The following is a 24679-nucleotide window of genomic DNA, read 5'->3' as shown; positions in this document are numbered from 1 at the left end:
CCCCGACCGGGTTGAGCGAAAGGAACGTCATGAGCACTCCCCACCATTCGGGTGATCACCATGGTGATCACCCCGCTCCGGAAACAGACCACACCCACCACCCGGATCATGCCAGCCACGAACACCACGCAGATGCCGACCCCCACGGCCAGGCAATGCCCCACGATCACCCGCATTCCGCCCCGGACGAAGACCACCACGTTCATGGTCACGGCGAACACGCCGGACACAGCACCGCAATGTTTCGGGACCGCTTCTGGTGGTCGCTGATTTTGTCCATTCCCGTCGTTATTTTCAGCCCCATGGTCGCCCACCTGCTTGGCTACCACCTCCCGGCATTCCCCGGATCCACCTGGATCCCCCCGGTGCTGGGCACGATCATCTTCGTCTACGGCGGAACGCCTTTCCTCAAGGGCGCATGGAAAGAACTGAAATCCCGCCAACCCGGGATGATGCTCCTGATCGCCATGGCCATCACCGTGGCGTTTGTCGCCTCCTGGGTCACCACTCTGGGGCTGGGTGGTTTTGACCTGGACTTCTGGTGGGAGCTGGCCCTGCTGGTGACCATCATGCTGCTGGGCCACTGGCTGGAGATGCGCGCTCTCGGGGCCGCGTCCTCCGCGCTTGACGCGCTGGCTGCCCTGCTGCCGGATGAGGCCGAGAAAGTCATCGACGGGACCACCCGCACCGTGGCCATCTCCGAGCTGGTCGTCGACGACGTCGTTCTGGTGAGGGCCGGTGCCCGGGTGCCGGCCGACGGAACCATCCTCGACGGAGCCGCCGAATTCGATGAGGCGATGATCACCGGCGAATCCCGTCCCGTCTTCCGCGACACCGGTGACAAGGTGGTCGCCGGTACTGTGGCCACCGACAACACCGTCCGCATCCGGGTGGAGGCTACCGGCGGGGACACCGCCCTGGCTGGGATCCAACGCATGGTTGCCGACGCCCAGGAGTCCTCCTCCCGGGCCCAGGCCCTGGCGGATCGGGCGGCGGCGTTGTTGTTCTGGTTCGCGCTGATCTCCGCTCTGATCACCGCGGTGGTGTGGACCATCATCGGCAGCCCGGACGATGCCGTGGTGCGCACGGTTACGGTGCTGGTCATCGCCTGTCCGCACGCCCTGGGCCTGGCGATTCCGCTGGTCATTGCGATCTCCAGCGAGCGGGCCGCGAAATCCGGGGTGCTCATCAAGGACCGGATGGCGCTCGAGCGGATGCGCACCATCGACGTGGTGCTCTTCGACAAAACCGGCACCCTGACCGAGGGTGCGCACGCGGTCACCGGTGTCGCGGCAGCTGTCGGCGTCACCGAGGACGAGCTACTGGCCCTGGCCGCCGCTGCGGAGGCCGACAGCGAGCACCCCGTGGCCCGCGCCATCGTGGCGGCCGCGGCCGCCCATCCCGAGGCCTCCCGTCGGCAAATCCGTGCAACTGGTTTCAACGCCGCCTCCGGCCGGGGAGTCCGGGCCACTGTCGATGGCGCTGAGATCCTCGTGGGCGGGCCGAACATGCTGCGCGAGTTCAACCTCACCACCCCGGCCGAGCTCACCGACACCACCAGTGCCTGGACCGGGCGTGGGGCCGGTGTGCTCCATATTGTCCGCGACGGTCAGATCATCGGTGCGGTGGCCGTCGAGGACAAGATCCGCCCCGAATCCCGCGCCGCTGTGAAAGCCCTGCAGGAACGCGGGGTGAAGGTCGCGATGATCACCGGCGACGCGCAACAGGTGGCCCAGGCGGTTGGTCAGGACCTAGGCATTGATGAGGTCTTCGCCGAGGTCCTGCCCCAGGACAAAGACACCAAGGTCACGCAGCTGCAGGACCGGGGTTTGAGCGTGGCCATGGTCGGTGACGGTGTCAATGACGCCCCCGCTCTGACCCGCGCGGACGTCGGTATCGCCATTGGTGCCGGCACGGATGTGGCCATGGAATCTGCCGGGGTGGTCCTAGCCAGTGATGACCCGCGGGCAGTGCTGTCGATGATTGAGCTGTCCCAGACCAGCTACCGCAAGATGATCCAGAACCTGATCTGGGCCTCTGGCTACAACATCCTCGCCGTGCCGCTGGCTGCCGGAGTGCTCGCCTCGATCGGGTTCGTGCTGTCCCCGGCCGTGGGCGCGATCTTGATGTCTGCCTCGACCATCGTGGTGGCCCTGAACGCCCAGCTGTTGCGCCGCATTGATCTGGAGCCGGCTCACCTGGCTCCGACCGACGGGAAGGAGGAACACAGTAGGTCGATATCCCCCGTAACCGTTACTGACTGACCTTGTCTCTCGACCCCTAACTCACACCACCTTTGAAAGGAACGCTCATGAAACGCAGCATTACCCTCGCCGCCTTGGTACTGACCTCCACCCTGGCGCTGACCGCCTGCAGCGACGCCACCGACAACTCCGACGATGCCGACACCACCAGCACCACGACGGCAACCGCAGAGACCAACGAGACCCACCAGGAAGACACCACCACTGCCGACGAAGAGCACGGCGGGCACGACCACCCTGCCGACGGCGGGGCACCGCCGGCAGGCATTGAAGAGGCCGAGGATCCCACGTACCCGGTGGGCACCGAGGTCATCCTCACCGCTGACCACACGCCCGGCATGGACGGGGCCACCGCCACCATTTCCGGGGCGTTTGACACCACGACCTATTCGGTCAGCTACACCCCCGCCGAGGGTGGGGCCCCGGTTACCGACCACCGCTGGGTCGTCCATGAGGAGCTCGTCGATCCGGGTCAGGCCCCCCTGCCCGACGGGGCGAGCGTTGTCCTGGATGCCGAGCACATGTCCGGCATGAAGGGTGCTGAGGCCACCATCGATTACTCCACCGAGGAGACGGTCTACATGGTTGATCTCACCGTCGACGGGATGACGATGACCAACCACAAGTGGGTCACCGAGAGCGAGATCCAACCCGCCGAATAGTCCACCCACCCTGAACCGCGAGACCAGACAAGGCACCCGCTCCAGAGTCGGTCATCAATCGCTGCCGACCATGCCGCAGCACACCAGCCACACACGGAACCTGCACGCCCACAGGGCCCACGCTGAGGTAGACCTTCTGTGTCACTGCTTCTCTTAGTCAGGGAAATATGCCCTGGAATGACCCTGGTGACAGGAGTTCATTCCAGGGCTTTGGGTGCTGTTGCAAAGTTGGGGCAGTAGGAAGAGCGACGTGAAATAATCACAGCCATGGGTATCTTCTCCGGTCGTCATTTCCCCCGTGACGTCATTCTGTGGGCAGTGCGGTGGTACTGCCGCTAGGGGTGAGCTACCGAGACTTGGAGGAAATGATGACTTCAGCGGGGTGTGCCGGTTGATCAACCACGATCTACCGCTGGGTCCAGAAATACGCCCCTGAGCTGGACAAGCAAACACGGTGGTACCGGCAGGTACCTGACTGGCAGGCCAGTTCCTGGCGGGTGGTGAGACCTATATCCGGATCGGCGGCAGGTGGTGCTACCTCTATCGGGCGATCCCCGCCGGTGGCCAGACCCTGGACTTTTACCTCTCTCCGAAGCAGAACGTGGCCGCAGCGAAACGTTTTCTGGCCAAGGCTCTCAGATACAATGCGTCAGCCGGGTATCCCAGAGTGATCAACACCGATAAAGCATCCTCCCTAGCCAGGGCAATCGCCGAGTTGAAGTCAGGGGGAACCTGCCCGCCAACAGTGGAACACCGACAGGTGAAATACCTCAACAACATCCTAGAAGGCGACCATGGTCGACTGAAGCGGATCCTCGGGCCGAAAGGTACGTTTAAGAACCGGACATCTGCATATCGGACGTTGAAAGGGATGGAGGCGATGCACTCATTGCGGAAAGGGCAAGGCACTGTGTTTGACCTCACGGGCAACCGAACCCGGACGCGGTGATCGTCAACAGGGTCTTCGAGACGGCCTAACAACGCCCACACGCAGCGGCCATCAGGGAATGAGAAACTGAGTCTTCGCTACTCTCCGCCCAACTTTGCAACAGCACCAATCAAAAGGAGTCCAAATTGTGCAGCCACCCGACGATGACGTCTTCGGCCGCACCTTCGTAGTTGCCGACCCTGATGGAAACCTGTTCCGCGTCAGCCCAGTCGTTTAATTCTTAAATTGGGATTCAACAACTAGGAAATCCTCCAACAGCCCAAGGAAAACATCTCAGTTGGAGGATTCCAATTGCCCCGAAGCGGGAGCTAAAGCCAGAACGTCAGATCAAAATAACAAGCAAAATGACTTGTTGACACCATCGAAAACAAGAGTTCGACAGAAGAGAGCGGGAGTTAGGATGTAAATTCCCACACTTGCAATCCTCAACCGCCAAAGTTCAGAAAAACAAAGAAACCGAAGGTCACGAACCCTTTCGAGTTTGTTACCTCCGGTGTCGCAGTTTGTTCAACTGCTCTTTGTGCCCGGGGCGGGACTTGAACCCGCACGTCCTTATCGAACACTGGCACCTGAAGCCAGCGCGTCTGCCAATTCCGCCACCCGGGCAGGGTGTGGTTGTCAGTGCGACTAGATAAAGATAGCACAGGGAGTGCATACAATTACAAATCAGCAGGAAAAGCGGATTATTTTGCGCATTTAATGGCGAAAAACTAGGAACTTTCGCGCCGCCGTCTACGTTTGAAAGGGGTATACAAACTATAATGGCTACTACTGATCACTACTGATCGCTGTATAGCGGAAAGGAGCAAAATTCGTGGCGTTTTTAGAAAGGCTGGCGAAGCTCGATTCCGCTATGCAACGCGGCCTTGATAACGGCATGGCTTTTGTCTTCGGCGGCAAGGTCGTTCCTGCAGAGATTGATGAGCTTTTGAAGCAAGAAGCCCAGGACAATCTCGGCCACGGGGACGATGACAAACTCTATAGTCCCAATGTCATGACTGTAGGTGTCTCCTCCAAGGATTTGGAGAACTTGTCGCAAGACCCCGATTTGCCTGCCGATTGCGCAGACCAATTATCTCGCTTTATCCGCAATAACGGATGGTCCCTCGCTGGTCCCGTCATTGTGCGGATAGCGGAGGAATCGGGCCTGCGCACGGGCCAGCTTCGTGTGTCCTCGTTTATAGATCACGAGCCCACAGAAGAGACCGGTTTCGAGGCGATTTTCCACGACTTTGATGGTCAGGAGGACCAGATGACCAACCCGCACGAAAATAATGCGGATGACGCAGCTACTACCGCTTTCATTGCGCAAGATGACCAACCCGCGCCGCAAACGCAGGGCCCCGCTGTCAATTTGATGTTGCAGGATGGCTCTTCCCGCGTCTACCACGTGCAGGAAGGGTCAAATATTATTGGCCGCAGCAATGATGCGGATTTGCGCCTGCCGGATACGGGCGTGTCCCGCCAGCATGCGGAAATCACGTGGAACGGTGAAGATGCCGTATTGGTGGATTTGCAGTCCACCAATGGCACCACGGTCAATGACACTCCTATTGATAACTGGCTGCTTGCCGATGGCGATGTGATCACCATGGGCCATTCCCACGTCGAGGTCCGCATTACGGGCCTTGATTCGCATAGTTACTAATTCACACTGAGGAAGGGAGGCCGCCATGGATGCAGTCATCATGCTGGCGCTTCGCATCGGCTTATTGGCTCTTTTGTGGGTATTTGTCCTGGTGGCCTTGAATGCCATGCGGCGGGATACCAATAAATCCGCAGGTGCTATGCCACAGTCGTCAAAAATGGGTGCGTCCCCGCGCAGTCACGCTGCGGTAAAGCAGCTTTCTATTGTGGAGGGCCCCTTGCAGGGATCCCACATGGATTTGGGCACGCTCGAGGAATGTACCTTGGGACGTGCCGCCGACTGTGATTTTGTCACTGGGGATGATTACTCCTCCGGCCATCATGCACGCCTATTTCGCCGCGGCAGCGAGTGGGTAGTGGAGGATTTGGAATCGCGCAACGGAACCCTCGTCAATGGTGTGCGCATCGACCAACCTGAGGTAGTCGGCGCGAACTCCGAAATTAAGCTAGGCCGCACTACCGTGAGGTTGAACGCATGACACTGAAGCTAAACTTTTTTGCCAAGTCGGACCGCGGGCTTATCCGCGGAAATAATGAGGACTCCGGATACGCCGGATCCCACCTGCTGATTTTGGCCGATGGCATGGGCGGGCATGCCGCGGGTGAGGTCGCCTCCCAACTCATGGTCAACCACCTCGAAATCTTGGATCAGGATCCGGGTAAGGAGGACACGGAGGCGCTCCTTGCGGCTGCTGCCGATGACGCCAATGAGGCCATCAGCGAGCACGTCACCGCCCACCCTGAGACCGAAGGCATGGGCACGACGCTGTCCACGATGCTGTTCAATGGCACCACCTTTGGTGTTTGCCATGTGGGCGATTCGCGCGCTTATTTGCTGCGCGATGGCAAGCTCGAGCAAATCACCAAGGACGATACCTATGTGCAGTCCTTGGTGGATAAGGGCGAGCTGGCTGCAGAAGATGTTTCTTCCCACCCACAAAAGTCCCTCATCTTGAAGGCCTATACCGGCCGTGCGGTGGAGCCGACGCTCTTCACGTTCGAAGCCAAGGCGGGAGACCGCATCCTGCTGTGCTCGGATGGGCTTTCGGACCCGGTTACGGCTTCCACGATTGAGACTGCCCTTGGCCAGGGAAGCATCGAACAAGCGGGCTCCACCCTCGTGGATCTCGCCATACGTTCGGGCGGACCGGACAATGTCACGGTCGTCATCGGTGAGGTTACGGAAGAAAAACCCGCCACCCACGAACCATTCCGCGTCGGTGCGTTGGCAGGTTCGGTAGAAGAACCCACGCACCCGGATTCTTCTGCATCACGCGCCGCCAAACTCACCCGTAAACCCCAGGTGATTCCGCCGGCCGTCATGGCCGATGAAGACAATGCGGCTAAGGACTCCGATGAAGAAGAGGCAGAGGACGAGCCTTCTCGACGAAAAGTCGGGTGGAAGGTCCTCATCGCGCTCATCATCATCTTGGCGCTCGTTATCGGCGCGGGGCTGTGGGTCAAGAACTTCTTGTCCAATAATTACTACGCCGAGACCAACGATGCCCAGGAAATCACCATCCTGAAGGGCGCGGATTATTCCGTATTTGGCAAGGATTTAAGCTCCACGCACCAATACGTGTGCATTAATGACAAGAACTCCTTGCTGTTTTCTGCACAGAAGTGCAAGGGAGACTTCACCCCGCTGAAGGTCTCTGACCTGCCCGAGTCTGAGCGCGGCGCGGTCAACCACATTTCCGCCGGTGATCTGAGCGAGGTTCAGGATCAGATTAATGACCTGGGTGAAAAGGCACTCAAGCCATGTATCACTGCGCCGAGCCAAAAAGATAATAAAGACACCAAGGAAAACAAACCTGGGGTCACTTGTAGGGAGGTGTAGCTGATGCAGAAGTTTTTTAGCCGAAGAATCGAACTCGGCCTCCTTATTCTCGCCGCGGCTGTCTTTGCCATTACCTTGGTCAGTTTGGAGCTGTCGCAAGATAATGCGCTCACGACGGACCTGATCTACCTCATCGGTGGATTCATTGGTGTCTTTACCATTGCCCACTTGGCAATGTGCTTCTTGGCGCCCTACGCGGACCAGATCATGTTGCCTATCGTTGCCATCCTTAATGGCATTGGGCTTATCGTTTTGGCCCGCCTGGATTTGGTCAATGATCGGGGTCTCGCGGTCCGCCAGGTCATGTGGACCGTCGTTGGCCTCGTGCTCTTTGTGCTGGTCCTGGCGGTTGTCAAGGACCATCGGTCACTCACCCGCTATTCCTATATCTTGGGCGCGGCTGGCCTCGTACTGTTGGCGCTGCCGTTGGTGTGGCCACAACCTGATGACGTTGAAGCTCGCATTTGGCTGAATTTCGGGCCCTTTTCCATCCAGCCGGGTGAGTTCTCCAAGATCATGCTGATCTTATTCTTTGCCATGCTGCTGACGCAGAAGCGGTCCCTCTTTACTGTGGCTGGGTATCGCTTCCTAGGGATTTCCCTGCCCCGCTTGCGCGACCTCGCCCCCATTCTCATCGTGTGGGCCATCGCCATCATCATCATGGGAATTTCCAATGACTTTGGTCCGGCGCTGCTGCTCTTCAGCACGGTGCTGGGCATGCTATTTATGGCTACCGGCCGGGTCAGTTGGCTATTTATCGGCCTCATCCTCGTCGGTATCGGCGGCTTTGACATTTACCAAGTTTCTGAAAAGATCCAGCAGCGTTTCTCCAACTTCTTGGATCCGCTAGCAAATTATGATGTCACTGGCTTCCAACTGTCCCAGTCCCTCTTTGGCTTATCATCCGGCGGCATTTCCGGCAGCGGCTTGGGCCAAGGACACCCCGAATTGGTGCCGGTGGCACACTCAGATTTCATCCTCGCCGCCATCGGTGAGGAATTGGGGTTGATTGGTCTAGCTGCCGTTTTGATCCTCTTTGGCATGTTGGTGACCCGCGGATTCAATACCGCGTTGCGTACCCGCGATACGTACGGCAAACTGGTCGCTTCAGGCCTTTCTCTTACTTTGGCGGTACAGGTCTTCGTCGTCACCGGTGGCATTTCCGCCCTGCTGCCGATGACCGGCTTGACCACTCCTTTCATGTCCGCCGGTGGTTCCTCTCTCATGGCTAATTATGTACTGTTGGCGATTTTGCTGCGGATCTCTAACGCAGCTCGCCGACCCATGCAGGAGAACTCGAGCAATGCTCCGAGTGACACCTCCATGTTCCCGTCGGTTCAGGAGGCTTACCGATGAACAAATCCATCCGCCTAGTATCCCTATTTGCCATCATCTTGACCGCGGTTCTGTTGGTGAACCTGACGGTCATTCAGGCATTTTCGGACGATAAATACGCGCATAATGCTAAGAACTCGCGCGGGTTTATTGAGCTGCAGAACACCCCGCGCGGCCAGATCTATTCCGGGAATACGGTGCTGGCGCAATCCACGGAAAATCCTGATGAGACCTACTCCCGGTCTTATCCCATCGATTCGCCCGCTTTTGGCAATATCACTGGCTACTTGTCCAGCCAATTTGGTGCTTCGGAATTGGAATCTTCGCAAAATGAAATTCTCAATGGCACGGATGATTCCCTGTTCAAGCAGCATTGGCTCGATACCATCGCGAATAAGCCCACCAAGGGAGCCAATGTAGAAGTCACCATCGATCCGGCATTGCAGCAGGCCGCGTATGACCAGTTGGCGGGTCCCGGATACGAAGGTTCGGCTGTGGCCATCCAGCCGTCGACGGGCAAGATCTTGGCCATGGCCTCCAACCCAGGCTTTAACCCTAATTCACTGGTGGGCGAGTCCGCTGATGAGGCCTGGACAGGTTTGCAGGAACAGGCCGGTCAGCCACTGGTCAATCACGCAGCGGCGGATACCTTGCCACCGGGATCTATTTTCAAGATCATTACGACTGCAGCCGGATTGAATAATGGATACAACCCTTCGTCGAGCCTCACCGGTTCCAACGTGATTACCTTGCCGGATACCGTCACGGAGCTGACGAACTACGGCAATGAAAAGTGCAACGGTCAGGATTCCGTGACTCTGCAGACCGCCTTCGCACTCTCGTGTAATACCGCATTTGTGCAGATGTCTGAGCAGATCGGCGCGGATGAGCTGCGCAAGTACGCGGAGGCTTTCGGCATCGGCAAGAAGTACGACTTGGGTGTCTCTTCTTCCGCGGGTACCTTGGGTGACCTTCCGGATGGTGCGGCGACGGCGCAATCGGCCATCGGCCAGCGCGATGTCACCATGAGCGCGTTGCAGGCGGCAGTCATGGCCGGCACCGTGGCCAATAAGGGCACGCGCATGGAGCCTTACCTAGTCAATCGCATTACCGATGCCCAGATGAAGGAAATCCGCACTACGAAGCCCAAGAAGGCCGACGAGGCCGTCACGGAAGAGACTGCATCGACCATTAAGGACTTGATGTTTGCCTCCGAGCGTTCTTCGTGGGGCTACGACGGCAATGGCTTCGCATCCAAGACCGGTACCGCCGAGCACGGCGAAGGCTTGGCTCCGCACGTGTGGTACGTGGCCTTTGATCCGGACCGCGATATTGCCGTCGGGGTCGTCGTCAAGAACGGCGGTAACTTGGGCGAATCCGCAACGGGCGGCAGAGTCTCTGGCCCAATTGGTCGTGCCATCCTGAGCGCATACCAGGGGGAACAGTAATGAAGAATACCGAGAACAAAGACCATCTCCAGGAACTCATCGGCAGCGACTACGAACTGCAGTGGATCATTGGCCACGGTGGCATGTCCACGGTGTGGCTTGCCGATGACACTCGTAATGACCGCGAAGTAGCCATCAAGGTTTTGCGGCCGGAGTTTTCTGATAACCAGGAATTCCTCTCCCGCTTCCGCAATGAAGCGGAATCCGCTGAATCTATCCAGTCCGATAACGTGGTGGCCACGTATGACTACCGCGAGCTGGAAGATAATGGCCGCAAGTTCTGCTTCATGGCCTTGGAATACGTGCGGGGCGAATCCCTCGCGGATCTGCTCGCGCGCGAGAACACCTTGCAAGAAGAACTCGCGCTGGACGTGCTTGAGCAGGCGGGCCATGGCCTATCCATTATCCACCGGATGGGCTTGGTGCACCGCGATATTAAGCCCGGCAACCTGATGATTACCCAGAATGGGCAGGTAAAGATCACGGACTTTGGCATCGCCAAGGCGGCTGCCTCGGTACCGCTCACGCGCACCGGCATGGTGGTAGGTACCGCCCAGTACGTTTCGCCTGAGCAAGCGCAGGGCAAGGAGGTCACCCCTGCCTCGGATATCTATTCGCTCGGCGTCGTAGGCTACGAGATGCTCGGCGGCAAGCGCCCCTTTTCGGGCGATTCCTCCGTGTCCATTGCTCTTGCCCACATCAACCAAGAGCCTGAACCGCTGTCGACCACGATCAGTGCCCCGGCGCGCGAGCTCATCCGCATCGCTCTGCGCAAGGATCCCAATACCCGCTATGCCGATGGCAATGAGTTCACGGTCGCGGTATCCGATGTGCGCCTGGGCAAGCGCCCGCCGCAGCCCAAGTCCATTCCGCCCCACCAGCAGGCCCCAGAGCCTTCGCCTTCGGCGTCGACCGAGATGCTTGCCGATGTCGCCCAGCCCACCACCATTCATCCGGCGGCGGGGACGGCGGCGAGTGCTTCCGCGCCGCAACGCAAGGCAGCACCAGCTCCGGTCAATGATTCGAAGGGCGGGAAGTCTTTCCTCAAGGGTCTGGGTATCGTCGCGGCCATCGCCCTGCTTGCCGCGGCCGGCTACGCCATCATGAACCTCATGAGTAGCGAGGGTGGCGACAGCGAGCCTTCGTCTACCCAGGAAACTTCCGTGGTCACCGAATACCGGGATCCCACAACCACGCAGGTAGAAACCCTGGAAGAGGACGAAGGTACGAACGAGACGCCGCAAGAAGTGACGGTAACGGAGACAGAACCCACGGATCAGGAAGGCAATCAGGCGCCGCGTGATAATCGCCGGCAGCAGCAGACCCCGAACCAGCAGGCTCCGACGCGAAACCAGCAGCGTCCGAATGCTCCGACGCAGCAGCGTCAGCCCCAGCAGCGCCAGCCGCAGGAGACGCACGTCGAAAATACACCTGAGCAGAAAAACACAGTAAACTCACAGCCCGATGAACTTCCTGGGGATTTATCTGATTTATTAAGACAGGATGGTGACTAAGCCATGGTCAATGACCGGTACCGGCTCGGTGAGATCATCGGCTCCGGCGGCATGTCCGAGGTATTTGCCGCAGAAGACACCACTTTAGGCCGGCAAGTAGCGGTAAAAATGCTGCGCACGGAGATGGCTCGCGATATCAACTTCCGCGAGCGCTTCTACCGCGAGGCACAGAACTCAGGCAAATTAAACCATCCCAATATCGTGGCGGTGTATGACACCGGTGAGACCGAGATGGATGGCATGACCATCCCATATATCGTCATGGAAAGGGTCAACGGGGCCACGCTGCGCGATATTATTCGCGAAGATGGCCCGCTGCCCGCCCAAGAGGCGGCGGAAATCCTCAAGCCGGTTGCTGAGGCTCTGCAGGCATCCCATGAGGCGGGAATCATTCACCGCGATATCAAACCGGCGAATATCATGCTCACCAACACCGGCCAGGTGAAGGTGATGGACTTTGGCATCGCTCGTGCATTGGACGATTCAACTTCAGCGATGACCCAGACTTCTGCCGTTATCGGTACCGCTCAGTACCTCTCCCCGGAGCAGGCGCGCGGCAAACACGCCGATGCGCGTTCCGATGTCTATGCGCTGGGCTGCGTCATGTACGAGGTGCTCACCGGCCGCACCCCATTCGAAGGCGAAACCCCCTTTGCCGTGGCCTACCAGCACGTGCAGGAGGAACCGACCCCGCCTTCGGAGCTTATCGATGATCCCTCGTTGACCCCCACCCAGCGGGTCAATATCGATGCGGTGGTACTGACCGCGATGGCCAAGCACCCCGCGGACCGCTACCAGTCCGCCTGGGAGATGGCCGGCGATTTGGACCGCCTGCGGGGTGGCCAGGTCACCAATGCTGCTCGCATGCACGTAAACGAAGATGATGCCACGACGGCGATGCCCGCACCGGCCACTTCTACTGCCCCTGCGGCTGCGTCCCACCGGGCACCGATCGAATCGACGCGTCCTACCGAAGAGGACGAAAGCGGCGGCTGGATGAAGTGGCTCGCGCTGCTTCTCGTCGCGCTGTTGATCGCCATCTTGGGCTATTTTGCCTGGGATTTCTGGAGTAGCGACGATGACGATAACCGGAACGGTCGAAACCAAACCGAGGTGGCGGAGCACAATAGCGTCATCGTGCCGGAGGTAGAAAACCGCCCGCGCAATGAAGTGGTCAAGGAGCTCGAGGACTTGGGACTTCTCGTCACCGTGAACGAGGAAGCTAACCCCGATATCGATCGCAATAATGCGATTCGCATTAATCCGGCCCCTGGTTCGGAATTGCAGAAGAATGCCTCGGTGACCTTGACCGTTTCTTCCGGCAAGGAAATCATCGATGTCCCAGATATCACCGGCATGAACTTGGATCAGGCCGCGCAGGTTTTGGGAGAGGCAGGCTTGGAGCTGAACTCGGATATTTCTGAGCGCAATGATGAGGCCCCCGCCGGCGAGGTAATTCAGCAGAACCCCGCGGGTGGTACCCAATTGTCCAAGGGATCAAAGGTCCGGGTGACGGTGTCTAAGGGCATCGAAAAGAAGCGCGTTCCTGATGTCGCTGGCTTGAACGAGGAGGATGCGCGCAGCCGCCTCGAAGCCAATGACTTCGACGTCAATGTCCGGGAAGTCGATTCCTTAGAGCCGGAAGGCACCGTGCTTAACGTCTCCAACCAGGGCGCTCAGCTGGAAAAGGGCCAGACTGTCACCATTGAGGTATCCAATGGGATGCTCATGAAGGCACCAGAGATCATGCACAAGAACCAAGGACAAGCCGAGAATGCCCTGCGTCAGGCGGGCTGGGATGGCGAGCTGCGCGTGGGCGAGCCAATTCCCACCGGCGCGTTGGTCGATAGCAATAAGATCGGTTGGGCGTCCACTAATCCCGGCGATACCATCCGCAAGGATCAGGACGTGGAGGTTCGCATCTGGAAATTCGAAGCCTCGGCGCTCCTGCCGCAGCCATAGCTGCTGGTATCGTAATTCATCAGTAAGCACTGAGATAAGAACTGAAATCTAGAGAAGGTCTCTTATGCCAAAGTCAAAGATCACCCAGAGCTCTGCCACCCAGGTATCGAGCTCTTCTGGGGCAAACCGCACCCCGGTCAAAATCAACTCTGAAGGCACCCCGAAATGGTACGTGGCCATCATGCTTGGCCTGATGGTCATTGGCCTGCTGTGGCTCGTGGTCAATTACCTCGCCGGTGAATCCATCCCCTTCATGGCGGAGCTCAGCGGTTGGAACTACGGGATTGGCTTCGGCCTCGCCCTCATTGGCCTGCTCATGACCATGGGCTGGCGCTAGGCCGCTGGTCAAGTCTGTTTGAGTGGTGTTTCTGCCTTTCGTTGAAACAAGCAGTGTTATGGGCTCAGGGGGTCAGCACGTACCCGGTGCTCTAACTGGTTCACGCGACTTCCTTGGAGGTGTCAGCGTCAATGACGTTGACGGTGATCAACGCTTTGGTCTGTTCCAGGCTCGTTAGCGACATGTAGCGGTTTTGCTGAATCCAGTCATCATGTTGTTCAGCCAAGACCGCACAGACAAGGCGCACCACAGCGTGGACCTGACCCCCAGATGGTGGACACCTTGAAACCAGCATCTCGCTGGGGAAGTGAGGTACCTTTCCACCATGCCACGCAAGACCTACACCGAGCAGTTCAAGCGCGACGCAGTCTCGTTGTACGAGTCGACCCCCGGAGCAACGCTCAACGCGATCGCCTCCGATCTCGGGGTCAACCGCAACTCCCTGCGCACCTGGCTCGACGCCTTCGGCACCGGCACCAAAACCAACGCCAACGGTGAAAAAGTCGCCAGCCCCATTGCCGCAGCCAACAGCGCACGCACGCCTGCTGAAGGACTCTCCGACGCCGAACGCATCCGCGTGCTGGAACGCGAAAACGCCAAGCTCCGGGAGGAACGAGAGATTCTCCGCAAGGCGGCCAAATATTTCGCGGAAGAGACGAACTGGTGAACCGCTTCCGGTTCGTTGATGACAACCGAGGCCTCTACGAGGTCAAGCGGTTATGTGAGGTTTTGAAGATCAACCGGTCCTCGTATTACAAATGGAAATCAGCTGCTCCTGCCCGCCGGCGACGCGTCCTTGACGACGCGGTGCTGGGAGCGAGGATCAAGGCCGTGTTCACGGCCGAGAACGGTTGTTACGGGGCGAAACGCGTGACGGCGGCCATCAATTCCGATCCAGCCAACGACGACCTTTTCAATCACAAGCGCACCGCCAGGTTGATGCGCCAGATGGGCCTGTTCGGCTACACCAAAAAACGCCGGGTGAAGACCACCGTGTCTGCGAAACGGGCTCCGAAGTTGCCCGACCTGCTGAAACGCCGGTTCACCGCGGAGAAACCGAACACCATCTACGTCGGCGATATCACGTACCTGCCGATCGCGGACGGGTCGAATATGTACCTGGCCACCGTCATCGACTGCTATTCGCGGCAGTTGACCGGTTTCGCGATCGCCGACCACATGCGCACGGAGTTGGTCGAAGAAGCTCTCACGATGGCCCACGGGGTCCGAGGCAACCTTGACGGGGCGATTTTTCACTCCGATCATGGCAGCGTCTATACCTCTGGGCAATACCGGAAGCTGTGTGAACGATTCGGTGTCACCCAGTCGATGGGAGCAATCGGGACGAGCGCGGACAACTCGTTGGCGGAGTCGTTCAACGCCACGCTGAAACGGGAAGTCCTCCAGGACGAGTCCGTTTTCCCAAGTCAGCTCGTATGTCGTCGGGACGTGTTCCGGTGGTGCACGCACTACAACACCAAGCGCTTGCACTCGTGGTGCGGCTATCGCTCGCCGAACGCCTTCGAAGCCGCCGGATCAGCTACACTTACTATCGCATCTTGATTAAATCCCCGTGTCCACTTTCCGGGGTTCGGGCCCCCGTCAAGATTGGGGAAGATGCCGACGACATCTGTACGTCACCAGATTTCACGATTGAGCCGTTCAGCGGGATTATTCGGCCAGTCTTTCTTCCACACTGATGCCAGCGCGTTTGTAAACGCCAATAGTTCGTCGAGGGCTTCTTCCAGGTAGTTAGCAACGTGTGGAACTTCTGCTGGCAAAACGCCACGACCTCTGTGGCTTGGGACCACACCGATTCCGAATCTTGCTGCTGGAGTACCGTATGAAACATCGCCGATAGGGTTGGCCACTGCGTCTTGGGCACCATCGACGATAGGTTTTTGGCGAAATGGGTTCGACATCGTTGCCAGGACGCATTCAGTAACACGTCACTAATCGCGTGCTGGATACCTAAATGGGCATCACTGGTAGTGAGGTAGACATCATCAAGTCCGCGGGTGGGCCAGGCTGGTTTTTAAGACCGGGCGGTTTGAGTGCCTTCCTGGGTTTGGTGCCATTGGTTGGCGTACTCAGTCGGCGGGATAAACCCTAGGCTCGAATGAGGATAATAGGTATTATAGCGCTTCGACCACAGTCGCAGGCAACGCGACGCATGGGCGGGGTCGTCGAACATCTCGTCCTCTCACAGCTCGTCGCGTAGCCGGTTGTGGAAGGACTCCACAAACCCGTTATGCCATGGCATCCCCAGTGGGATGAACGCCTCGACAGTGTCTTGCTTAGCAGCCCAACTAGCCAGCTCACGGCTGATGAACTCCGGGCCGTTATCCATACGTAACACCCGAGGCCTGCCACGCACAGCAGCTCACGTTCTACACAAAGCCTTTCTTCGTGCGCACGTAGGTAATGTCGGCCACCCACAGCTTATTCGGTCCTTGAGCTTTAAATTCACGCTCGACCAAATCTGGGCGCAAATCAGGCACGTTAGCTTTTCGGATTGTGATTGGTGATCCGCCTTTGCCTTTGCCAGAAACGCCAGCCAGGCGCATCAGTCGGGTAGCGTGTTCACGGCCGATATCGATTCCGTCACGGCGGAGAGCATGCCACATTTTCCGCACGCCGTAGACACCGTAATTATCTCTATGAACAGCACTAATGCGTTCAACCAACATAGTATCGCGAAGGCGACGAGCGCTTAATCCACGGGCCTTGAACTGGCGATAACCACGCGAGGTGATAAACCCACCAGCCCGGTTATTCTTCAACGTCTTACAAATGAACTCGACAGAGAAACTGCTCCGGTAGTCATCGATGAACCGGATCATTTCTTAACGTTTCGGGTCGAGTCATGAGGCGAAAAAGCTGACGCGGCCTTCAGCAGCTCATTAGTGTCGCGTAGCTGGTGATTTTCACGGCGCAGCCTCGCGTTTTCGGCGGCCACATTTTCAGGCACAGGTTCTGGGATGTTTCCCGCACGGCGGGCAGGCTTAAGTCCATTGACGAGCCGTGTGCCATGAAACCCCCAGCTTTGGGGCTACTGCCTGGCACGCGGGGTGCATCGACATATTTTCCGCCACGATGCGGTCCTCTACAAGACGGACCACTCGGTCCTTTGCATCCTGGTCAAATTTTCTCGGCATGTTCCAGATTTTCCCATCTACTCAAACGGAACAAAACCTGGGACACTTCAAACAGCGTGCCAGAAACTGCGCACTCTTCCCTATCCGGTGACACATGCTGGGACGCACTCGCTAAATTCATAGCATGCTTTCTAAAAATAACCTTCCAGTTGCTAACCCCGCTCTGACACGCGCACTCTGCAAGGCACTCGTGGCAGGAGGGGAGGGAATCTCAGCTACGGAGATGCATAATGTCTTCGCCGCGGCCGGTATCACGGTGCTCGAGGGTTTTTCCTCCAAGACTGATATCGCCTACCACGCCTTGATGAACGAGCAACAATCCGCTGAGTCGAGCGGGCCACTGGCACGTTTTGTTTCAGAGGCTCTAGCTCCAGCCCGGTTCTTGAAGGGGCCACAGAAGCGTCAACGGATCATCTCCGACGTCGACACAATCCTTCGCACCTATCGGTTCAGCGTCACCGCGGAGGGGCACATCGTCCCTACAGGTGAAGGCGTCATCGGCGCCGACGCCCTGACCAGGCGGATAAAAGAGAAGCTTGTCTTGCGCGGCACTCATCCCGAGGCGCTGAGATTTTGTGAAGAAGAACTGATTAATCAGTCGATGTTCCATGCTGTAACCGAAGCGACAAAGTCACTGATGGAACGTATCCGGCCCGCAGACTGCGCGCTTGACGGAGAGAAGCTCACTCAGTACGTGTTCGGTACACGCAATAACCCTGGGCCACGATTCATAAACGATTTCTCCAGCCCAGCAGATGAGGCCGAGCATTTCGGATTCATCCATCTACTCAACGGAATCTACGGACACCTTCGTAACGATCGCGCCCATCGCGCACGTCTGGGATCGGAAGAAAAGGGACAAGATTTTCTCGACGCCATGGCGATGATCTCCTATGCACACCGGGTCATCGACAGGAGTTGGCTGAAGGGCCAAGCCTAAGCTGCGGATGGTCGAATTACCGCCACCCCTAAGGCAATATGTCAGGGGTGGGAGGCGGTGGCGTCCCTGACAGCCGGCCAGTTACGCTTTCTTCTTGACGCTCGTGGGGGCAGCCCCGCGGATTGCTCCTTGTCCTTGTCCGGAACAGAGGCCTCGGCCGCCTGAGTGACCCTTGCGGCAGCCTGCTGTTCATAGACGAACGAATTCGACACAGACAGTACCGAAGGATGCTGGTGTCCCACACATCACCGTCGGGCCGACGTTCGCCCCTCGTTGCAACAGTTCAGCAGACGCTGTATAGTCCAGTACATGCTGACTATTGCTTCGCGCTTGGACGTGATGAACCGATTGGGTCGGGCGATGGCCGATCCCACCCGATCCCGTATTCTCCTGACCCTGCTGGGCGGCCCGGCCTACCCGGCCGCTCTCGCCCGGGAACTGGAACTGACGCGGTCAAATGTGTCGAACCACCTCACTTGCCTACGGGACTGCGGAATTGTGGTCGCAGAACCGCAGGGGAGGAAGACCCGCTACGAGATCGTCGACGCCCATCTTGTCCAAGCGTTGAACTCACTGCTAGATACCACTCTGGCTGCCGACGAAAATGCCCCGTGTATTGACTCGGCATGTGACGTGCCCGGGTGTGCCACCGGAGAGGGGAACAGGTAAGTGGTAACTGGTCTCCTGGGGGCGGTTGGTCTGTTTATCGCCACCAATATCGACGACATCATCGTGCTCTCGCTGTTCTTCGCCCGTGGGGCCGGCCAAGCAGGGACCACACTTCGGATCCTGGCCGGGCAGTATCTTGGTTTCGCGGGCATCCTCGCAGCCACGATTCTGGTCACCCTAGGGGCGGATGCCTTCCTGCCCACCGAGGCGATCCCCTACTTCGGGCTAATCCCCCTGGCCCTGGGGCTGTGGGCGGCCTGGCAAGCCTGGCGGGGAGACGATGACGACGATGACGCGAAAGTCAGCGGAAAGAACGTAAGCGTCTTGACCGTCGCCGGGGTGACCTTTGCCAACGGTGGCGACAATATCGGCGTCTATGTCCCGGTTTTTCTCAACGTGGATACCGCCACCGTTATCATCTACTGCGTTGTCTTTCTGATTCTGGTGGCGGGCCTGGTCCTGTTGGCGAAGTTCGTGGCCACCCGTCCGCCCATCGCGGAGATTCTCGAACGCTGGGAGCATGTGCTGTTCCCTATCGTCTTGATCGGCCTGGGTACCTTCATCCTCGTCAGCGGCGGCGCCTTCGGCCTTTAATAAACTCATCCCCCGTGCTGCTAGGGCCTCTCTAGGTTTCCGAGCGTGTCAAGTTGTTTGTGTGTGGGGCTAGGTTTATAGGTATTTGTCGAAGCGGTCGGGAAAAGCCACGGCCATCTGGTTGATGGCTTGTTTCCAGCCAGAAACTCGGGCTCCTTCCATGAGTCTGCCGGCTGTTCTTGAGACTCGTTTGCCCTGCTTGGCTCTCTTTACAGCTCGTTTGTCTTCAATATTGCAGATCATCAACCACAGCGTCTTGAGCGCGGATTCATCGTTGGTGAACTGCACCCTGTTGCGAGTAGCTTTACGCAATTGGTTGTTAAACGACTCAATGGAATTCGTCGTATAGATGACCTTCCTGGCTGCTGGTGGGAACTGCAGAAACGGTACGAAACGCGCCCACGCATCACGCCAGACCTTGACTGAGCGGGGATATTTCTCACCCAGCTCGGAGGCTTCAAATTCGTCTAAAGCAACCTGTGCTGTGGGCTCGTCCGTGGCAGTGTAAATCTTTTTCAACGCGGCTGATACGCCCCGGCGATCCCCGTAGGCTACCCACCGGTTAGCGGCGCGAATCAGGTGCACGATACAGGTTTGCACCATAGAGTTCGGCCAGGTTGCCTCAACTGCCTCTGGCAGGCCTTTCAGCCCGTCACAGCAGACGATAAAGACGTCCTTGACCCCACGGTTAGAAAAGTTGGCGCATACCTGCGCCCAGAATGAAGCGCCTTCTTCCTTGGCAATCCACAATCCTAAAATGTGCTTAATACCGTCGAGATCCACGCCGATTGCCATGTACGCAGATTTGTTGACTACTCGGCCGTCGTCGCGGACTTTAATGCGCAACGCGTCCAGGAAAACCACGGGGTAGAACTCGTCTAGCTGGCGGTTTTGCCAGACCATAACCTCATCGAGCACGGCGTCAGTAACCGCAGAAATCGTCTCATGGAAAATATCGACACGCATCGCCGTTGCCATATGATGCTGGATATCCCTAATTGTCATCCCACCGGCATACAAGCTGACGATCATGTCATCAAGATCAGTCAAGCGCCTAGAACCTTTAGGGACCATAGTCGGAAAGAATGTTCCAGCCCGATCCCGAGGGACATCAACGGTGACTGGCCCGCAGTTAGAATCCACGGTCTTTGGATACGACCCGTTGCGGTAATTGTCTGTTCTAGCTGCAGCTTTAGCGCTCCTGTCGCCAGACTCGTAGCCCAGGTGGGCATCCATTTCAGCGTTGAGTCCCCTGGTAATCGAGGCTTGTAACATGCCGCGAACTAGGTCGTTGGCATCCGTTGTGGACGTGCCTAGGTCATCAATCAGTTTCGCGATGTCAGGATTAGCAAGCAGCTTCTTTTCAATCGCATCAATCTTGGCCTTATCAGCCGGATCTCGTCTCGCCACAGTAGTCATTCTGGTCCATCTCCTCATGCAGGTTAGGTACCCACACACAAACCATCAGACACTCTCTGGTGTGCTTTCCGGGTGAGTAAAAACAGACCACGATGCCCGGTATGTGCTGGGCAAATGAAGAAAAACGGAACCACATCCAAAGGCACAACCAGGTGGCGGTGCAAAGACCCGAACTGCGGCAGCTCCACGACACGAACCCGCACCGATCTCACTCAGGCCTGCGACTTTAAAGCCTTCATCTCCTATGTCACCTCCACAGTGACGTTGTCTGAACTCGCCGGGCCACAAAGGGTGAGTCGTTGGACACTTGATCGCCGATTGAACCGTTTTGGCTCATCGACGTCCCCAACGACGGTGCCCCGCAGCGCGTCTACGAGCAGATCTTCATCGACGCCACCACGTCATTGCTTGGCACTGGACCAAACACGAAACTGTCCACGCATACACGCAGCTTCTTCGCAAAATCGCCGAGCCGCTCTGCGTCGTCATCGACGTCGGACAAGGCGCACTCACCGCGATTAAAGCCTGCTGGCCAAACGCGATGATTCAGCGTTGTCTCGTCCATGCGCAACGCGTCATCCGCCGCTACACCACCTCACGGCCGCGCACCGACGCCGGCAAAACCATCTACGCACTGGCGCTGAAACTAACCCGTGTCACCACACTCGAACAGGCACGGGAGTGGACGCTACGTCTGCACGACTTCGGTCAGGTATTCAAAACATTCCTCAACGAGAAAACACCCGTGCCAAAGGAACGCCGAACACTCAATAACCAGTTGGGGTTGCCCGCAAATCGTGGACACGTAGTGGAGCTACCTAGTGGTTAGGCAGCGATTTCTTTTCTGCTGGTGGTTAGGCTGGTGTGGTTTTCGAAATCGACGGGGCTGACCATCCCAAGGGCGGAGTGCCGGCGCCGACGGTTGTAGACTACTTCAATCCAGTAAGCCACAGCCTGACGCGCAGTATCGCGGGTTGCCCAGCGTTTCCGGTCGTAGAACTCGGTCTTAAGCGTCGACCAGAACGACTCGGCCATCGCGTTATCGAAACACACCCCAGTACGCCCCACAGACTGAGCAACCCCTAGGTTGCGGCACACGTCCCAGAGCTGCTCGCTGGTAAATTGTGTTCCCCGGTCAGCGTGAAACACCAGCCCCTCAGGAACGTCACCACGCAGTGTATGTGCCATCCGCAGCGCTCGTTCGACCAGGAATGTATCTTGCACGCTATCCATAGCCCAGCCCAGTACCCTGCGGGAATGACCGTCGCGAACTGCGCATAAGTACAACCAGCCCTCGCCGGTGCGCAGGTAGGTAATGTCCGACATCCATACTCGATTGAGCTCGCCGGCATCAAACATGCGCTTTACCAGGTCAGGAAGAGCAGATTTACGCTTAGATTGAATCGTTGTCACCGGCACAAAAGCACGCGGTGAAATCCCTTCAATGCCCATCAGACGCATCCGCTTGGCCACAGTCTTGCGATTCACACTGATCTGGTAGCGCTCACCTAGCTCTGCGGTGATCCGCGGAGCACCATAGACCTCATCGGAGTCTTTCCAAATCTGATGAATCTTGCGATCAACATCATCGTAAAATGATGCACGATCATCCTTACCGGTTAAGCGTTGCTGCTGTATATGGGTCCATTTGTAGTATCCAGACCGAGATACCTTCAACAAGCGCGCCATGCGCTTGATACTGAAATTCGCCTTCTCCTGCTGCATTAATTCGAACTTTTCTCTTCGCGTTGCCTTAAAGCGAAGAAGGCTGTCGCTTTTGACAAAAACTCATTATCCATCTTGGCTTCTGCCAGCTCACGACGCAGACGAGCATTCTCCGCACGAAGATCAGCCTCGCTTAATCCATCGGAAGATCCTTAGGCGTTGACGCTCATTTTTTACCCATCGGCCTAAAAGACCAGGTGCGACACCAATTTCTTTCGCTACATGAGCAATTGGGCGCTGCGATTCGATTACCAGGTTCGCGGCTTCGCGTCGATACTCAGGTGTGTATTTCTGGCGTTGTTGACTCACAATGAACATCCTCTCCTACGGACACAAAATCCGCACTAATCGGGTGTCCACTAAACGAGGGTAACCTCACCTTTTTGGTTGTTCATGTTTCAGCTTCTCTACACATTCAAAGGACAACTGCACAATGACCTAAAGCAGGCCGACTTGGCCTCAGTGGCTGCGCTTACCGCCATCCATTTGCATTTAATTGTCAATAAGCGTCGACGGGGATAGGCTGAGTGCATGGCACACGAGCACCACGACCACGATCACTCCAGCACGCCGCTGCGCGCACTCTTGATTGCGCTAGGCATTACCGGCACCGTCTTCTTCGCGGAGCTGATCGGCGGCTGGTTGGCGGGTTCGATGGCGCTGATGGCGGATGCGATGCACATGCTTTCCGACGCTGCGGGGTTGATCATCGCGGTGTTAGCGGTGTTGGTTGGGCGCCGACAAGCATCGGCTCAGGCCACGTACGGCTACCGACGAGTGGAGGTGCTTGCTGCACTGGCGAACGCAGTGATGGTGCTGGCGATCTCGGTGTGGATTGTCGTCGAGGCGGTGCGCCGCCTGCAGAGCCCGGCCGAAGTGCAGGGAAAAACGATGCTGATCATCGCGGTGATCGGCCTGGTGGCGAATGCGCTATCGGCGTGGGTTCTGCACCGGCACCGCAAATCCTCGATCAACGTGGAGGGCGCGTTCTTGCACGTGTTAGTGGATATGCTCGGCTCTGTCGCAGTAATCGTGGCCGGCATCGTGGTACTGACCACGGGGTTTGTGGCGGCGGACGTGATCGCCTCCCTAGCGATCGCGGCGATGGTGCTGCCGCGCGCCTGGCAGCTCATGCGGCTTTCGACGAGCGTGCTGCTCGAGCAAGTCCCGGCGGACTTCGACGCCAGTGCGATCGAGCCCGCGCTGCGGCAGGTCGAGGGCGTTGCTGACATCCACGACCTGCACCTGTGGAGCCTGGACGGCGTGAACGTGCTCACGACCGTGCATATCGTGCGCGACGGCACCGTCGGCACCGGCCCGCTGTTGGATGCCGCCCAGCAGGCCCTGCGCGAACACGGTATCGAGCACTCCACCATCCAGATTGAGCACCCAGAGCACGAATCCCACGAGACGGTGTGCTGATTCCCTTCTAACCTGACTTAGGCCAATTTTGTGCGGAAGTTCGCGGCCGGTGATTACTTGGATGGTGGCAGTGAGGTCGGGCGGGAATGGTACGGCGGCGTGAATGGTTTCGCCGCCAACGACGAGTTGAAAGCTGCGGTATTTCTTGAGTGTTCTCACGAGGCGTTTGATGAAGTGACCACTGCGGGTCTCCATCAGGTGGGTCACGGCTAGTGCTGCCATCACAATATTGAGATGTGCTGTGATCGAGTTTTGTTTCCTCGCATAGATTGGGCGTGCTTTCAGGTCTGATTTCGACATCCGATACGACATTTTCAATGTGGAATAGCCTGCGGTAATGCCCGATAACCTCCTGGGCGGGAAGAGCGGTCAGGTCGGTTTCATAGCCTTTAATTCCGGCTAGGGCTCGGTGTTTGGCAGCGAGAGCGTAGTTGACCTTCTTGTTCGGGGTGGAAAGATCGAAATAGCGGTTGCGCTTAATGGCGATTGCGCCGTCAACAGCGCGTTTGGCTTTTGCGACTTGCTCTTTGATTCCGCGCAGGCCGCGTCTGGCCCGATCATAGGAGTACTGGAAGTGGGTCACCGTATTCGGGGTTGTGTGTTTGCGCGCATCGCTTGCCGAGGCTTGTGTCCAGATCTGGCCGTGGGCGTAGGCTTCACCAGGGATTTCCCGCCGCCAGGTTTCAATCACCTCAGGCACGGTGGGGTTTCACCGACAAAATGTAGTGCAGACCTGCATCTATCAATGCTTGCTTGTTCGGAGGGTGTCAAGTTGTTTGTGTGTGGGGCTAGGG

General features: G+C 57.8%; 20 protein-coding genes, 1 tRNA gene and 6 pseudogenes. 18 read left to right on the top strand and 9 right to left on the bottom strand.

Annotated features, from left to right (window positions below; all coding sequences use genetic code 11):
- Positions 1–29: 29 nt before the first annotated feature.
- The 4 genes and pseudogenes from ACLI1O_RS00315 to ACLI1O_RS00300 all read left to right on the top strand — a co-directional run bounded on the left by ACLI1O_RS00315 (position 30) and on the right by ACLI1O_RS00300 (position 4092).
- The gene (locus ACLI1O_RS00315; protein ID WP_239269694.1) at positions 30–2264 is read left to right on the top strand and encodes a copper-translocating P-type ATPase; all 2235 of its coding nucleotides are present in this window, start codon (positions 30–32) and stop codon (positions 2262–2264) included.
- 47 nt (positions 2265–2311) lie between these two features.
- Positions 2312–2926: a YdhK family protein gene (locus ACLI1O_RS00310; RefSeq protein ID WP_239269695.1), complete on the top strand. Its 615-nt coding sequence runs from the start codon at positions 2312–2314 to the stop codon at positions 2924–2926.
- 267 nt (positions 2927–3193) lie between these two features.
- Positions 3194–3904: pseudogene (locus ACLI1O_RS00305) on the top strand (IS6 family transposase).
- A gap of 65 nt (positions 3905–3969) precedes the next feature.
- Entirely contained in the window at positions 3970–4092 is a 123-nt protein-coding gene (locus tag ACLI1O_RS00300; protein ID WP_005276107.1) for a VOC family protein, read from the top strand.
- Between the two features lie 304 nt (positions 4093–4396).
- On the opposite strand, the gene ACLI1O_RS00295 is transcribed toward ACLI1O_RS00300, so the two are convergent.
- A tRNA-Leu gene (locus tag ACLI1O_RS00295) sits at positions 4397–4481 on the bottom strand.
- 208 nt (positions 4482–4689) lie between these two features.
- Between ACLI1O_RS00295 and ACLI1O_RS00290 the strand changes: the two genes are divergently transcribed.
- From ACLI1O_RS00290 to crgA, 8 genes are all read left to right on the top strand, one after another.
- Positions 4690–5523: a DUF3662 and FHA domain-containing protein gene (locus ACLI1O_RS00290; protein ID WP_005276103.1), complete on the top strand. Its 834-nt coding sequence runs from the start codon at positions 4690–4692 to the stop codon at positions 5521–5523.
- Positions 5524–5548: 25 nt separating this feature from the next.
- Positions 5549–6001, top strand: a complete 453-nt coding sequence (locus tag ACLI1O_RS00285; protein ID WP_239269696.1) for an FHA domain-containing protein — start codon at positions 5549–5551, stop codon at positions 5999–6001.
- Positions 5998–7362 (top strand): PP2C family protein-serine/threonine phosphatase, encoded by a 1365-nt coding sequence (locus ACLI1O_RS00280; protein WP_237801249.1) that lies wholly within the window; start codon positions 5998–6000, stop codon positions 7360–7362. The genes ACLI1O_RS00285 and ACLI1O_RS00280 overlap by 4 nt, the downstream gene beginning before the upstream one ends.
- Positions 7363–7365: 3 nt before the next feature.
- Positions 7366–8718 carry an FtsW/RodA/SpoVE family cell cycle protein gene (locus tag ACLI1O_RS00275; RefSeq protein ID WP_411706887.1) on the top strand — a complete coding sequence of 451 codons (1353 nt, stop codon included), beginning with the start codon at positions 7366–7368 and terminating at the stop codon, positions 8716–8718.
- On the top strand, positions 8715–10145 hold the full coding sequence (locus ACLI1O_RS00270) for a peptidoglycan D,D-transpeptidase FtsI family protein (protein WP_239269699.1): 1431 nt from the start codon (positions 8715–8717) through the stop codon (positions 10143–10145). Before ACLI1O_RS00275 ends, ACLI1O_RS00270 begins: the two co-directional genes overlap by 4 nt.
- Positions 10145–11659, top strand: coding sequence for a serine/threonine-protein kinase (locus ACLI1O_RS00265; protein WP_239269700.1), 1515 nt, complete (start codon positions 10145–10147; stop codon positions 11657–11659). The genes ACLI1O_RS00270 and ACLI1O_RS00265 overlap by 1 nt, the downstream gene beginning before the upstream one ends.
- 3 nt (positions 11660–11662) lie before the next feature.
- Entirely contained in the window at positions 11663–13621 is a 1959-nt protein-coding gene (gene pknB / locus ACLI1O_RS00260; RefSeq protein WP_023024718.1) for a Stk1 family PASTA domain-containing Ser/Thr kinase, read from the top strand.
- A 64-nt stretch (positions 13622–13685) separates the two neighbouring features.
- The gene (gene crgA, locus ACLI1O_RS00255) at positions 13686–13958 is read left to right on the top strand and encodes a cell division protein CrgA (RefSeq protein ID WP_023024716.1); all 273 of its coding nucleotides are present in this window, start codon (positions 13686–13688) and stop codon (positions 13956–13958) included.
- A gap of 100 nt (positions 13959–14058) precedes the next feature.
- On the opposite strand, the pseudogene ACLI1O_RS00250 reads toward crgA, so the two are convergent.
- Positions 14059–14211, bottom strand: a pseudogene (locus ACLI1O_RS00250) (IS256 family transposase); the annotation flags it as partial.
- 72 nt (positions 14212–14283) lie between these two features.
- Here ACLI1O_RS00250 and ACLI1O_RS00245 point away from each other — a divergent pair.
- Positions 14284–15521, top strand: a protein-coding gene (locus ACLI1O_RS00245; protein ID WP_284853453.1) for an IS3 family transposase whose coding sequence is annotated in 2 segments (ribosomal slippage) — positions 14284–14611 and positions 14611–15521 — 1239 coding nt in all. Because the reading frame shifts where the segments join, the coding sequence is not laid out codon by codon here.
- A 77-nt stretch (positions 15522–15598) separates the two neighbouring features.
- Here ACLI1O_RS00245 and ACLI1O_RS00240 read toward each other — a convergent pair.
- From ACLI1O_RS00240 to ACLI1O_RS00225, 4 genes and pseudogenes are all read right to left on the bottom strand, one after another.
- Positions 15599–15975 (bottom strand): annotated as a pseudogene (locus ACLI1O_RS00240) (transposase); the annotation flags it as partial.
- Positions 15976–16161: 186 nt separating this feature from the next.
- A complete protein-coding gene (locus ACLI1O_RS00235; RefSeq protein ID WP_239269702.1) occupies positions 16162–16308 on the bottom strand; it encodes an integrase core domain-containing protein in 147 nt (48 codons plus the stop codon).
- A gap of 40 nt (positions 16309–16348) precedes the next feature.
- The gene (locus tag ACLI1O_RS00230) at positions 16349–16801 is read right to left on the bottom strand and encodes an IS3 family transposase (RefSeq protein ID WP_239269703.1); all 453 of its coding nucleotides are present in this window, start codon (positions 16799–16801) and stop codon (positions 16349–16351) included.
- 162 nt (positions 16802–16963) lie between these two features.
- Positions 16964–17162: pseudogene (locus ACLI1O_RS00225) on the bottom strand (hypothetical protein).
- A 78-nt stretch (positions 17163–17240) separates the two neighbouring features.
- Here ACLI1O_RS00225 and ACLI1O_RS00220 point away from each other — a divergent pair.
- The 3 genes from ACLI1O_RS00220 to ACLI1O_RS00210 all read left to right on the top strand — a co-directional run bounded on the left by ACLI1O_RS00220 (position 17241) and on the right by ACLI1O_RS00210 (position 19319).
- Positions 17241–18056, top strand: a complete 816-nt coding sequence (locus tag ACLI1O_RS00220; protein WP_239269704.1) for a TIGR02391 family protein — start codon at positions 17241–17243, stop codon at positions 18054–18056.
- Positions 18057–18365: 309 nt separating this feature from the next.
- The gene (gene cmtR / locus ACLI1O_RS00215) at positions 18366–18725 is read left to right on the top strand and encodes a Cd(II)/Pb(II)-sensing metalloregulatory transcriptional regulator CmtR (protein WP_023024707.1); all 360 of its coding nucleotides are present in this window, start codon (positions 18366–18368) and stop codon (positions 18723–18725) included.
- Positions 18726–19319, top strand: coding sequence for a cadmium resistance transporter (locus tag ACLI1O_RS00210; RefSeq protein ID WP_239269705.1), 594 nt, complete (start codon positions 18726–18728; stop codon positions 19317–19319). It abuts the gene before it with no gap.
- A 75-nt stretch (positions 19320–19394) separates the two neighbouring features.
- On the opposite strand, the gene ACLI1O_RS00205 is transcribed toward ACLI1O_RS00210, so the two are convergent.
- Positions 19395–20738, bottom strand: coding sequence for an IS256 family transposase (locus ACLI1O_RS00205; protein WP_023024702.1), 1344 nt, complete (start codon positions 20736–20738; stop codon positions 19395–19397).
- Positions 20739–20852: 114 nt separating this feature from the next.
- Between ACLI1O_RS00205 and ACLI1O_RS00200 the strand changes: the two are divergent.
- Positions 20853–21516 (top strand): annotated as a pseudogene (locus ACLI1O_RS00200) (transposase); the annotation flags it as partial.
- Positions 21517–21563: 47 nt separating this feature from the next.
- Here ACLI1O_RS00200 and ACLI1O_RS00195 read toward each other — a convergent pair.
- Positions 21564–22781 (bottom strand): annotated as a pseudogene (locus ACLI1O_RS00195) (IS3 family transposase).
- Between the two features lie 213 nt (positions 22782–22994).
- On the opposite strand from ACLI1O_RS00195, the gene ACLI1O_RS00190 reads away from it, so the two are divergent.
- Positions 22995–23885, top strand: a complete 891-nt coding sequence (locus tag ACLI1O_RS00190) for a cation diffusion facilitator family transporter (RefSeq protein ID WP_005276393.1) — start codon at positions 22995–22997, stop codon at positions 23883–23885.
- A 7-nt stretch (positions 23886–23892) separates the two neighbouring features.
- On the opposite strand, the gene ACLI1O_RS00185 is transcribed toward ACLI1O_RS00190, so the two are convergent.
- The gene (locus ACLI1O_RS00185; protein WP_239270168.1) at positions 23893–24576 is read right to left on the bottom strand and encodes a hypothetical protein; all 684 of its coding nucleotides are present in this window, start codon (positions 24574–24576) and stop codon (positions 23893–23895) included.
- Positions 24577–24679 lie beyond the last annotated feature (103 nt).

It is taken from the genome of Corynebacterium sp. LaCa78 (assembly GCF_046717505.1).
Classification (GTDB): Bacteria; Actinomycetota; Actinomycetes; order Mycobacteriales; family Mycobacteriaceae; genus Corynebacterium.
Note: the sequence above shows the minus strand (reverse complement) of the source record. Positions and strands in the feature narration are given on the sequence as shown.